10 protein-coding genes are annotated in these 12,572 nt (G+C 43.0%); 5 read left to right on the top strand and 5 right to left on the bottom strand.

Annotation, left to right across the window (positions count from 1 at the left end; genetic code table 11):
• Nucleotides 1-165: 165 nt before the first annotated feature.
• From CA600_RS29290 to CA600_RS29280, 3 genes are read right to left on the bottom strand one after another with little or no spacing between them, the layout of a single operon-like run.
• Nucleotides 166-1,305, bottom strand: a complete 1,140-nt coding sequence (locus CA600_RS29290; RefSeq protein ID WP_094874623.1) for a DHHW family protein — start codon at nucleotides 1,303-1,305, stop codon at nucleotides 166-168.
• A gap of 13 nt (nucleotides 1,306-1,318) precedes the next feature.
• Nucleotides 1,319-2,704, bottom strand: a complete 1,386-nt coding sequence (locus tag CA600_RS29285; RefSeq protein ID WP_094874622.1) for an MBOAT family O-acyltransferase — start codon at nucleotides 2,702-2,704, stop codon at nucleotides 1,319-1,321.
• A gap of 6 nt (nucleotides 2,705-2,710) precedes the next feature.
• On the bottom strand, nucleotides 2,711-3,199 hold the full coding sequence (locus CA600_RS29280) for a DUF4358 domain-containing protein (RefSeq protein ID WP_094874621.1): 489 nt from the start codon (nucleotides 3,197-3,199) through the stop codon (nucleotides 2,711-2,713).
• A 227-nt stretch (nucleotides 3,200-3,426) separates the two neighbouring features.
• Here CA600_RS29280 and CA600_RS29275 point away from each other — a divergent pair, with 227 nt between their 5' ends.
• The gene (locus CA600_RS29275) at nucleotides 3,427-3,867 is read left to right on the top strand and encodes a HEAT repeat domain-containing protein (RefSeq protein ID WP_042184977.1); all 441 of its coding nucleotides are present in this window, start codon (nucleotides 3,427-3,429) and stop codon (nucleotides 3,865-3,867) included.
• A gap of 11 nt (nucleotides 3,868-3,878) precedes the next feature.
• Nucleotides 3,879-4,457 carry a hypothetical protein gene (locus CA600_RS29270; protein WP_094874620.1) on the top strand — a complete coding sequence of 193 codons (579 nt, stop codon included), beginning with the start codon at nucleotides 3,879-3,881 and terminating at the stop codon, nucleotides 4,455-4,457.
• An 80-nt stretch (nucleotides 4,458-4,537) separates the two neighbouring features.
• Here CA600_RS29270 and mbcS read toward each other — a convergent pair whose 3' ends face one another.
• Nucleotides 4,538-6,133: an acyl-CoA synthetase MbcS gene (gene mbcS / locus CA600_RS29265; protein WP_094874619.1), complete on the bottom strand. Its 1,596-nt coding sequence runs from the start codon at nucleotides 6,131-6,133 to the stop codon at nucleotides 4,538-4,540.
• Nucleotides 6,134-6,297: 164 nt separating this feature from the next.
• On the opposite strand from mbcS, the gene CA600_RS29260 reads away from it, so the two are divergent.
• A complete protein-coding gene (locus tag CA600_RS29260) occupies nucleotides 6,298-6,819 on the top strand; it encodes a GNAT family N-acetyltransferase (RefSeq protein WP_094874618.1) in 522 nt (173 codons plus the stop codon).
• Between the two features lie 189 nt (nucleotides 6,820-7,008).
• Nucleotides 7,009-7,713, top strand: coding sequence for a hypothetical protein (locus CA600_RS29255; protein WP_094874617.1), 705 nt, complete (start codon nucleotides 7,009-7,011; stop codon nucleotides 7,711-7,713).
• 114 nt (nucleotides 7,714-7,827) lie between these two features.
• On the opposite strand, the gene CA600_RS29250 is transcribed toward CA600_RS29255, so the two are convergent.
• Nucleotides 7,828-7,953, bottom strand: a complete 126-nt coding sequence (locus tag CA600_RS29250) for a DUF4023 domain-containing protein (protein WP_052404154.1) — start codon at nucleotides 7,951-7,953, stop codon at nucleotides 7,828-7,830.
• A 167-nt stretch (nucleotides 7,954-8,120) separates the two neighbouring features.
• On the opposite strand from CA600_RS29250, the gene CA600_RS31995 reads away from it, so the two are divergent.
• On the top strand, nucleotides 8,121-12,434 hold the full coding sequence (locus CA600_RS31995) for an S-layer homology domain-containing protein (protein ID WP_256990059.1): 4,314 nt from the start codon (nucleotides 8,121-8,123) through the stop codon (nucleotides 12,432-12,434).
• Nucleotides 12,435-12,572 lie beyond the last annotated feature (138 nt).

Below are 12,572 nucleotides of genomic sequence, written 5' to 3'. Positions count from 1 at the left end.
GTTCGCCTGAAAGCTTTCCGAAGGAAAGCTCGCATCGGAAGCATATGCTGTCTCCGGATGTTATCCGCTGATAGCGGTAAAATCAAAAACATCTGGAGACAACAGCGACCGAAAGTCCAAACATTCCCGCAGTTACGCCCCATCACCATATTCATCACCCTACCATCAATTCAGCTTCAAGATCGAAGCATTATCAACAAAAGTAGCTGTATTAAAAAGCATCAATACATCCTTGATCTCATTCTGAGCCATATACTCACTGATACTTCCGTTATAATAACGAATGTCGATCACGTGGATTTCCGGTACATGCTGAGTCAGGAAAGGGATCACACTATGTGCATAAGAGTCTTTGATGACAAGCAGCTTCTCCTGTTTGACCACTTTAGGATCAAGCTGGCTTGTGATTTTCATGAGAGCATGAACGCCGCCAAGGAAATAAGAATACTTATCTTTTTTCGCCAGATAGCTTGGATCGTACATACTTGATAAAGTCTCATTAGTATCCACAATGTGCATCTTGGTGGATACATCATGAACAGGCTTATACATTTGAATGGAATCTGGCGCCACTCCGTTAAATTGACTCCGCGTATGGTAGCTTCCAAGGAACGAATCGCTTACCGTCTCAATCTCGAATTCGCTCTGGGACAGAGGTTGCCATCCCATACTTTTAGCATAAGCTACGTAAGCCAAATAAGCACCGTAGGTTGTCCAGTGATGATCGGTCCGATAATAAATGGGCTCTGCGGCATGTGGAGCAAGAACATCAAATCCATTAATAAAAGTTAAACTATCCCCTACATCCTTAGCAATCGTTTGATTCACCTCGGCTTGCGAATATACGGGTGCTAGCCAGGGCAGACGTTCGTTGTACAAGCCTACCGATGTCGGCGCAAGCAGAAAGGTCATTTTGGCTGCTGCATTTTTATCGGCAAAACGTTTCACAGCCGCTGCATATTGCTGAACCTTATTGTGATCAGGTGCCTCGAATTTTTCGAATAAGTAGCCATCTTTCCCCTTATAAATTCCGTTATTCTCTTGCTGCAACCTCATTTGCTCCACTGCCGATTTCACCCATACCCATTTGGCTCGAAAAGGGAAGTGATCGGTTACGAAGCTTTCCGCCTCTTCCGCGTAGGTGTGGGATAATAAATTGTCCCATGTCAGTTGGGGAGCGCTTTGCAAATATCGGTTTTCTAGCTCAGAGAAACGTTGAACTGGCAATAAGAAAAAGGTTATACCCACCAGAAACAGCGTCGCGACAAATCCCGCCACTAGTATTCGATCCGTCCTCTGCTTCATAAACAATCACCCCCTAGAATCGGAAATATAAGAATGGGTTAAAGGTAGCATCCACTAAATAAGCGACAGATAGGAAGAACAGCATGCCATACCAAACTAGAGAAGGAATCGATCTATCATCCATACGCTTGGAGAGTTTCAAAGGAACGGATGCTAAAGTTAGTACCACAAGTAGAATCGCGTTTGTGTATGTAAAGTATAAAGTAGTGGTATTCCACAATGGCTGACCGTTAAAGCCAAGCATCGCTTGCAAGTAACTAAGCACCAATGGAAGTTCTTCAAAGGCGAACAAGACCCATCCGATGAGAATAAGCACAATGGCATAGAGATGCCTAACCCATTGCGGTAGGCGGCTTAGTAGCTTTAAACCCCACCATTTTTCGAAGATAAGAATAATCCCAAAGTATAATCCCCAGAGTAGAAAATTCCAGCTTGCTCCGTGCCAGATTCCCGTCAACAGCCAGACAATGAGGATATTGCGCACCTGAATGCCTAAACCCCGGCGGTTGCCTCCAAGCGGGATATATACGTAGTCACGAAACCAACTGCTAAGGGAAATATGCCATCTCCGCCAGAAGTCGGTAATGCTCTGTGAAATATAAGGTTTGTTGAAGTTCTCGTTAAAGCGGAAGCCGAACATAAGTCCGAGGCCAATCGCCATATCCGAATATCCACTGAAATCAAAATAGATCTGAAAAGCAAATGCAATAATGCCAATCCAAGCGGTTAAAGCAGGCATGGAATCTAGATTGGAGCTGGAAACGGTGTGCCAAAGCAAACCGATGTTATTGGCAAGCAGCACTTTTTTGGCTAGTCCGATAATGAATCTTCGCACACCCGCTGCGAACATGGAGATATCCACCGAACGCGCTCGTAATTGTTCTGCAATGGTGTTGTATTGAACGATAGGCCCGGCTACTAATTGTGGGAACAAGGCTACAAACGTACCGAAATCAATCCAATTCCGCTGTGCTTTAGCAGTTCCTCTGTAAACGTCAATGATGTAGGACATGGATTGAAAAGTATAGAACGAAATCCCAATAGGTAGTGGTAAATCAGTTAATGGGATATGAGTACCGAGGAGTTCGTTTACATTTTGGATGAGAAAATCTGCATATTTGAAATACGACAATAAGCCCAGGTTAATAACCATAGAGCTAACCACAATCCACTTGCGCTGTACCGTAGTCAGCTTCGGTCTACTAAGAAGTAGACCAAAGCCGTAATCGGTAATGGTGGACAGCAACATAATTACAATGTAGACCGGTTCGCCCCAAGCATAAAACACCAGACTGCTTAAGAACAATATGAGGTTTTTGATTCGCCAAGGCGAAACATAGTAGAGTGCAAGGACAGCCGGCAGAAACAGGAATAGAAAGAGTAGGCTGCTGAATACCATCGCTAGTTATTTTTTAGTAAACAAGGTATCAAATTCAGTCACCAGCTGATCAGCACTCTCCGAAATCACGAATAAGATGTAATTTCCTTTTGTGACCAGCTTATAATTTTGGGCGTTCTCATACTGATCCGGAAGATATTGTTCGAATTGCTTTTGAATATCAGTCGCACGCTCTTTGACGGCGGTTTCGACAGTAGAGATATCTTTTGCATCTTTAACTTTTAAAATGGCAATTTCGTTACTTTTCACATTCATCATTGGCATTCTAATGCTATAATCTTCAAGTAATGATGGAGCTAGATGGTACAGCTGAGCCACCATATCTTCTTCAACTTCCATTAATGAAGGCTGTTCCACTTTTGCGAGCATCTCGTCGATCATTTCTTTCGGCGTCAGATTGGTTTCGACAACGGCTTCATTGTTACCACTGGAACAGGCGCTAAGCACTACACTTAATACAATAGTTAACGCTAGAATGAAGGTATGTTTTTTCAATTAGGTCACTCTCCTTGGTGTGTTTGATCTATATTTCTCTAGTTAACTAACGTAAAGAGCCTATAGAATGTTGCGGGACACTATCTTTCGAATACTTTACCCCAATTTAGTGGAAATATGTTCGAAGAAAAAGGTCATGCAAAGATCTTCCTCTCTTAGCTTGCGCAATGGTTGGTTATACTGTTAATGTTAGATAGATAGTTTTGAATAGAAGGGGATTGAACGGAATGATCGAAGAACTGAACAATAATGGACTACCGGAGAATTACGAGGAATTAAAGAAAGCTGCCAACCGCTCTGCGGATTGGAGAGCCCGTCTAGAAGCTGTTGAAGAACTGGGACAGACTAACCACAAACAAATTATCGATATCCTGACGCGTTTAATGGAGAGCGATCCTGTATATACAGTTCAAGAAGCAGCTTACCTTAAACTGAAGGCATTCGGCGAAGATGTTAAAGCACCGTCCAAGAATAAACCGGAGCTAGTAAAAGGCGTATCCAAAATACTCCTGAGAATCAAGAAGAGCTTGCCAAGAGATCATTCGTACGAAGATTTCAAAGAGAAGCTGAAAAAGATGAGAATCGACGTGTACGATATTTACGAAGGCGAAAAGGGCGCTGACTTTGACGCTTGGCTGATGAAGATGTGGAATTCCTCGAACAAGTAAAGGATGACAACATGCAAATTAACAAATTAATTGAACAATTTCAAGAATACCTTAAGCTTTCTGCTGAATTACGTCCCGACTATATTGCAAGCTTAGGCCAAGGTGATAACGAAGCGAAGATTACGTCGGTTTTCCCGGAAACCCCTGCACTGCTGAAGGCCATTTATAACACGGTTTCAGGCACAAGCAGTGAGGAAGAAGAACCAAGTCTAATCGAATTTATTCCAGGGTATCGTCTAATTCATATTAATGAATATGAAGCAGAGATGAAGATTTTAGCTGGAATATTGGAGGAAAAAGGTCATCAAGTGGATGGAGTTATCTTGCCGATCTTAACGAACTACGGCAGCGACTTCATTTGTTACTATAAATCTGCAGATGGTGTGGAACGCGTATGTGACCTGCTGCATGATTTTGGGGATCTCATTGTGATGTATGAATCACCTGAAAAGTTCCTGGAGACTTTATGTGAGTTCTACAAGCAGGAGGTTTATTTCCTGGATGAAGAGGGATACCTCGATTGCGATTTAGTAAAAGAGGGCGAAGTAGGTGCAGCTCTAAACCCGGATGCGAAATATTGGTCCGAGTAACAAGCTGGTACCCTATAAAGAAGAGCAGCAGTCCTATTACGGACCAGCTGCTCTTTGTTTATTCAATATCTACTGTTATGTTACTCCTGCGCGGCACGTTTCTCCTGCTCACGAAGCTCTACTCTCCGTATTTTTCCGGAGGTCGTCTTCGGAAGATCTGGAATGAACTCGATTTTGCGTGGATATTTATAAGGTGCGGTCCACTCTTTAACATGGGATTGCAGCTCCTTCACAAGCTCTGGAGAAGCGGCGGTCTCATCTTTTAGTACAATAAAAGCTTTAACGATATGTCCGCGGATTTCATCCGGACTTGCAACGACTGCGCATTCCTTAACCGAAGCATGTTTCATAAGGGCTTCTTCTACTTCGAAAGGACCTATGGTGTAACCCGAGCTAATGATAATGTCATCTCCACGGCCCTCGAACCAGAAATAACCCTCTTCATCTTTCCGTGCCCGGTCTCCAGTTATGAAGAACTCGCCGTGAGTAGAGCTTTCTTTTCTGCCGGGGTCTTTGTAATAGGTATGGAATAACGCTGGCATGCTTAAGTGCACTGCGATGTCTCCAACAACTCCAGCAGGTAACGGAATGCCGTCCTCATCTACCACTTCAACTAGACCCGGAGCAATAGATTTACCCATAGAACCTATTCGAATTGGAGTATCTTTGAGAGTACCGATTATAAGCGTACTTTCTGTTTGACCGTAACCATCACGAATCGTGATATTGAATTCACGCTGGAAGGTGTTGATGACCTCTTGATTCAAAGGCTCTCCAGCGGAAACCGCGCAGCGAAGGCGGGACAAGTCATACTGATTGAGATTTTCTAATTTGGCCATCAAGCGATATTCGGTTGGCGTACAGCATAATACCTCGATGTTATGATCTTGTAGCAGCTGCAAATATTTTTTGGGATGAAAAGATCCGCTATATACAAAACCGGTCGCCCCGTTGCCAAGGACGGTTAGGAAGGGGCTCCAGATCCACTTCTGCCAGCCCGGTGCTGCTGTTGCCCAAACGGTGTCAGTTTCTTTGATATCGAGCCATTGAGGCGATGTGATACGTAAGTGAGCATAACCCCAGCCATGACTGTGAACGACTGCTTTAGGGTTGCCAGTGGTTCCAGAGGTATAGGCCAAGATCGCCATATCGTCCCGGTGGCTTTCGACTGCTGTGAATTTATCGGACTGATCAATCATTAGGCCTTCCAGATCTAGCCATCCATGACCGAGCTCTTCAGGGTCGCCGGATACGGAAAGACGGTAATCCAGAGCAGGCAGATCGTCCGAGATTTTATTAACTTCATCAGTGACCTCGGACCAGGCAATAACAGCTCTGGCTTCGGAATGCCGCAGACGATAGGATAAATCCTTTGCGCGAAGCATTTCTGATGAAGGGATAATGGCAAGTCCTAGCTTCAGACATGCTAAATAGATGACATAAGCGATGATTCGACGGGGAACCATTACAAGAACACGATCCCCTTGCTGAAGGCCGAGTGCTGCGAGCCCTCCGGCAAGTTGGTTAGCTTGCTTGCGAAGATCTCCGTAAGTGATCTCCTCGTAGTCTCCTTGTTCATTCAACCACTTAAGCGCAATCTTTTCCGGAGTATGGCGTTCCATTTCCGAAGTGAGATTGTAGTACTCAGGTGCGATCCACTGCTGATTATTCAATATGAACCTCTCCTATATAAAACAAGATGTGTATAACGGTTATGCTTAGTATAGCACGTTATCCTAGTACCAGGTACTAGTACCTTGGTGCTTAAATTTGATATCATAGGGTTCAGAAGGTTAAGATAACTTGTGTAAATATAAATCCAGAAAGTGAGAACTATGTTATGAATCACACAACTTTTGATGAAATATTCGCTATTATGGAAGCCTCTTTTCCTACCTCCGAGATCAGAACCTATGAGGGACAACAGGAGTTATTGGATGTTTCACATTACCGATTGATTACCGAAGTGAATGCTGAGGGGAAAATCATTGCTTTTATAGCTTGCTGGGAGTTTCCAGGATTTCGATTTGTAGAACATATCGCAGTGGACCCAAGTATTAGAGGTGGAGGCGTTGGTAAAAAGCTGATGGAGGAGTATATCCGTCAGTCAGGCAAGCCTGTGCTTCTTGAAGTTGAACCGCCACTGGGTGAAATGGAGCAACGGAGAATTGGCTTTTATGAGCGACTGGGTTTCCACTTAAATCCTTATGCGTATGTGCAGCCCCCTCTGCGTGTGGGAAATGCTGACTTACCGCTTCAAATCATGACTTACCCTAACCCTGTCGATGAGGAAGAATTCGATCTTTATCGAGAAATTTTATATACAGAAGTGTATAAGGTTACAACACCGTATCAAGGCTAATCTCTAACAGCAATCCATACGATCCTTTTTAGGATAAGTGGGTTGCTGTTTTTATTTTATATAAATGATTGATTTCATGATTTTTTTCTTTACAAAATGGGTACAAGTTAGAAACAACTTAGAGACATAATTTTATTTCGTTTGAGCTAAAGTAAGAACAAAGATTGAACTTCTAAGGAGGATTTACTTATGAAAAATAAAAAATTACTTATAGCAACGATGGTATTTGGGATGGCAGTCACAGGATCAGCTGGTGTGTACGCGGGCACTAAACTTCAGAAAATTACGGCATACCTCAATCACAGCATTGGATTTAAGGTGAATGGCACAGCTTATACACCAGTAGATAATAAAGGAAACTCATTAGCGCCAATTACTTATAACGATACAACCTATCTTCCTGTACGTGCGATTGCTGATGTGATGAAGGTGCCTGTGACCTTTGATGCGGTGAATAATCAGGTTATTCTGGGTACTGGAACTGTGGTGCCGGATAAAGATACATTAACACCAGTACAGTACAGCAACGCTCAAAAAGAACAAATTTCTAAAGCTTTTGCAAATTTCGATGGGTTTAAAACGGTTTATGCACCAGCACAAATGGTGAGTGGTGACGCTTTTCAAAAAGCAGCTAGCTCTGAAGATGGAGTGTACTTATTGTTCAACCATATGAGGGTGAACGTTTCTCCACGTGACTACTCCTATGATTACAAAGGCGATACCGTAAAGCTTTCCAATGGTACAGAAGCCAAGTGGTACAGCCCCTCCAGTGATTCGTTGTTCTTGACCTATAAACTGGATGATCGTTTTGTTACGATTAGTTCCCCGAATAAAACACTGAGTAAGACGCAATTAGAAAAAGTAGCAGTGAATGTAGTGAAATGGACGAAATAAGCCCTCATTAGCACCTATCTTTGTGCCTTAAAAAGTAAAGCAGCAAGTCTCCCGTAGTTGGAGTGGCTTGCTGCTTTTTTTTGTCGTGTTTGGGAGTCAATGATTTAAACGCTTTTACTTACTGTGCTGTTTATTTGGCAGCTTTTGACTTGGTGTACTTTTACCATGGTTTTCTTTATTCTTTTCAGCTTTCTTTTGGGTGTCATGTACTTTTTCTACAAAAGCATGAGTATCGTCCATGTTTATCCTCCTTGAATGGCAACCTTGCCGTTACTGTAACCACTTTTGCAGGAATACATACACGATGTACTTTACAAACTTCTATGTTTATAAAGACATTGCGAAAATATTTAATAGTTACTATAAATGGATGCAAGCATTTCATAGAACAGTAAGGGAGACTGATTATGAACAGGTTATTTAAACAAGCTGTATCCATGACCTTAGCTTTCGTTATGGTACTGGGAATTACATTCACAGGAATACCAGCTTATGCTGAAGACAGCAATGGGGATGCTGGACTACTGCAATTACAATCGCTAGAGCCTGTTACATTATTGGCAGGGAATTCTACGTGGAAGTATCTAGATCACGGAACAGATCAAGGAACGGTATGGCGGTCCGTGTACGACGATTCAACATGGGCGTCTGGCCAAGCACCGCTTGGGTATAAAGATAATGGAACCGGAGTCAGCAGCAAGCAATTTGGTGCTCTGAACACAAATATAAGCTACGGTTCTAATAAGAGTTTGAAATATCGTACTTCTTACTTCCGTACAAACGTAACGGTGAATAAGGAAGAGATTGCGAAATCCGATAAAATCTTGGGTAATTTCGCATTTGATGACGGAGCAGTACTATATTTGAACGGTAAAGAAATCTACCGTGAGGCTATGCCAGCGGGCGAAATTAATTTTCAAACAAAGAGTTCAACTAACTTAAGTGATCCAAACGAATATACTAAGGTAGACATTACCGAAGTAGTAAAGGCTAACTTGAAGGACGGAAGTAATGAGCTTTCAGCTGAGGTGCATCAGTCGAGTGATGGTAGCTCTGACCTCTATTGGGATATGAACCTGATTGCTTATCCGGTAGTAGAACCTGTAGAACCTGGTGTTGGTAAGCCTGAGTCCATCGCACTGACTTTTAACGGAAACCCTCAGACTAGTATGGGATTCAACTGGTATGCACCTGAGAGTGTGACGGGTACCAAACTTGAAGTAGTAGAAGCTTCTAAATTAGTGGACGGTCATTTCCCGGTAGGTGCTCAAGCTTACGAAGGAACATCGGTTACAACAAGCGTGTATATGACAAAAGCGGATAAGTCAGCTAAAAAACCAGTTGTACTGACTAGCCATAAGGTCATTGCTGATCATTTGCAGCCGGGAACGGAGTATGCTTACCGTGCTGGGGATGGACAAGCTGACAATTGGAGTGACATCGGAACGTTTACAACAGAAAGCTCCAGTAATCAGGCATTTAAGTTCTTATATACAACGGACTCTCAAGGAACAACTGAAGGTGATTTTGATATTTGGAATCATACCCTTCAAGAGGGCTTGGCTAAATTTCCAACAAGTGAGTTCATTTTGAATTCCGGTGATTTGGTTGATAACGGTGATATTGAGGAGCAATGGTCGTGGTTCTTCAACAAGCCAAAGGATATTCTAGCAAATATTCCATTGGTTCCACTGGTAGGTAATCATGAAAGTAAGAGTTATAGCAATTACACAACTCATTTTAATTTACCGAATGTCTCGAATACGGGCGCAAAACCAGACGGCTCTGTATATTCTTTTGACTACGGTTCAGCACACTTTATGGTTATTAATACAGAATACTATGGTGCTAGTTCGAATCTTGAGAATAACGAAATTTACAATAAACAAGTTGAGTGGCTGCGCAGTGAAGCTGCGAAAAGCGATCAGAAGTGGAAAGTTGTGCTCTTGCATAAATCACCTTATTCTGTTGCCAGTCACACAAATGATACAGATGTACTCTATTACAGAGCTAATTTGACAAAGGTATTTGATGAGCTTGGTATTGACATGGTTATCGGAGGACATGACCACACCTATACTAGAAGCTATCAAATGTACAACAATCAGCCGTTGACGGATATTAAGCCGGACAAAAACGGAGTGGTAACTGATCCTAAGGGTACGTTATACCTGATTACAAATGCAGCGGGTAATAAAAAATATAATGTTGGCGCAGGTCCGTTTCCTTTTGCCGCTAAATACGAGCAGCCTGGTAAGGAAATGTTCACAGGAATGACTGTAACGAATAATGAATTTTCATACGAAGCCTACACCACGACAACTGGTGGAACTACCGACTTGTATGATAAATACAGCATTCATAAATCTGACGTAGCTGTTAAACCTGTGCAAAATGCAAAAGCTACTGTAGCAGATGGCGGTAAAATCACGTTAACTTGGGATGCGCCTGCATCTGGCGCACCAGTGTCAGGATATCGCATTTATGAGCAAAATGATCTGGTATCTGCAAACTGGACGGTCAGTGTTCCTAATACGGAAGGTCAAACTTCTTACAGTTACACTGTAGAAAATACTAATCCGAACCAAACCTATCAATTTGTTATCAAAGCTGTAAGTGACAGAACCAATTCAGAAGCTAAAATTGCTTCTACCGATTCTATCAAAAAAGTTACCGTTACCTTTAACGGCGACCCAGTGAGTGCAAAAGGATTCACATGGTACACAGCGTTGAAATCTGCAGGAAGCGACCTGCAGGTAGTAGAGAACACGGGTGTTACTCCAGACTTTATAAAAGCAGCTGAGTTTACAGGCCGTTCTGCTGTTTCCAGAAATTCAAAGGATGAATTAGTTCATAAAGCTGAAGCTTCTGGCCTTAAGGCTGATACGAAATACTACTTCCGTGTAGGTGATAAAGCACTAGGGTTGTGGAGTGCAGTGGGAACTTTCGAAACGGCTGCTAAGACAGGTGCATTTACTTTCATCGACCTGGCGGACACACAAGCTAAGACGGAAGATGAGGCTATTCTTTCTGGAGAAACGATGGCAAAAGCACTTACGACATTCCCGGATGCTGAGTTTGTGGCGATTAACGGAGATATCGTAGATACTGGAACCAATGAATCACAATGGAATTGGTTGCTTGGCCATTCACAGGAAACCTTGCTCAATACGACTATTGTTCCAGTTGCGGGAAACCATGAGGATAAAGCGAATGCCTTCTATGAGCACTACAATATTAAGGAAGCCGCAGGCTCACCAACAGAAACGGGAGCATACTATTCCTATGATTACAGCAATGCGCACTTTGTAGTCTTGAACACGAATGAAAATTCGGATGAATATGCTAACTTCAGCAAAGCACAGTTGGATTGGATGAAGGCCGATGTAAAAGCAGCGAAGGCTGCTGGGGCGAAGTGGATTATCGTCGCTATGCATAAAGGACCATACACAACCTCTAACCACGCTACTGACAAAGATATTATGGGTGCTAATGGAGAAAGAGCGAAGGTCGCTCCAATGATGGCTGAACTGGGCATTGACTTGGTTCTTCAAGGCCACGACCATATTTATGCACGGACGAAGCCAATCAAGGCTGACGGAACTGCAGCAGACACAGTGAAGATCAAGGAAAGCTTTAATGGTCAAACTGTGGAGTACACAGTAAACCCAGATGGAACGATCTATCTGATTCCAGCTACAGCAGGAGCAAAGGTTTACTACAAGAACATGAAACCTGAGTTGGGAGATGCGTATTATAATCTCTTTGAAGTAGCCAATGAGAATACAGCTGCTAAATACGGAGCGGACCCAAGTGATGCTACGCGTCCAATGCGCGGTCAAGTTCAGACCTTTGTGGGTATCACTGTAGATGCAGGGAAGCTGACAGCTGTATCTTATGAGATTGATCAGAATGTTAATGAGGCTAAACCATATGTTCTTGAAGAGTTCGGTATTGTTAAGGGCGATGAGAATGGTGGAGTTACACCGACACCAACGCCAACAACAGAGCCGACAACAGCACCAACAACAGCACCAACAACAGCACCAACAACAGCGCCAACAACAGCGCCATCAACAACGACACCAACAACAAAACCGACAGCAACACCAACAGTAGCGCCAACAGCTACACCAGCACCGACAACGGCACCTTCACCAACTGCAACGCCAGTTAACAAGCCAACTTTAACGGATACTAGCAATCACTGGGCAGCAGCAGTTATTGAGAAAGCAGTAGCAGCTGGCTTCGTTAGCGGGTATCCGGATGATACTTTCCGTCCGAATCAGAAAGTAAATCGGGTTGAATTTATCACAATGCTGGCACGTGCATTACAATTGCCGGACAGTGGTGACACATCAAGCTTTAAAGATGCTGCGAAGATTCCAGCATGGGCTAAGTCTTTTGTAGCACAGGCTGTATCTCTGCAAATTATCAGTGGCTATGATGATGGGACATTCCGTCCTACACAGGAGCTAACACGTACAGAGTTAGCAGTTATGGTTGTTCGTGCTCTTGGTATTACAGTAGATCCGAAAGCGACATTAACCTTCAATGATGCTAAGGATGTACCAGCATGGGCTGTGCCGTATATTGCAGCAGCAGCGAAATCAGGCCTTGTGAATGGTGTAGGGCAGAATAAATTTGCACCTAACCAGAAGGCAACAAGAGCAGAGGCTGTTACCATAATCCTTGCATTATTAGAAAAAGGGCAGAAATAATCTATTAACAGGGTGAAAAGAACTTAAGCTCAATAAGTATTGAACAAAGGGGTCTCAGCATATCAGCTGAGGCTCTTTTGTGTTTCAATAACTTTTTACAAATAACACTTGCAATGAATCTCTATACATGATATATTC

The sequence above is a fragment of the Paenibacillus sp. VTT E-133280 genome (assembly GCF_002264385.1).
GTDB classification, from domain to species: Bacteria; Bacillota; Bacilli; order Paenibacillales; family Paenibacillaceae; genus Paenibacillus_AQ; species Paenibacillus_AQ nitricinens.
This window is presented reverse-complemented; position numbering and strand designations above follow the sequence as displayed.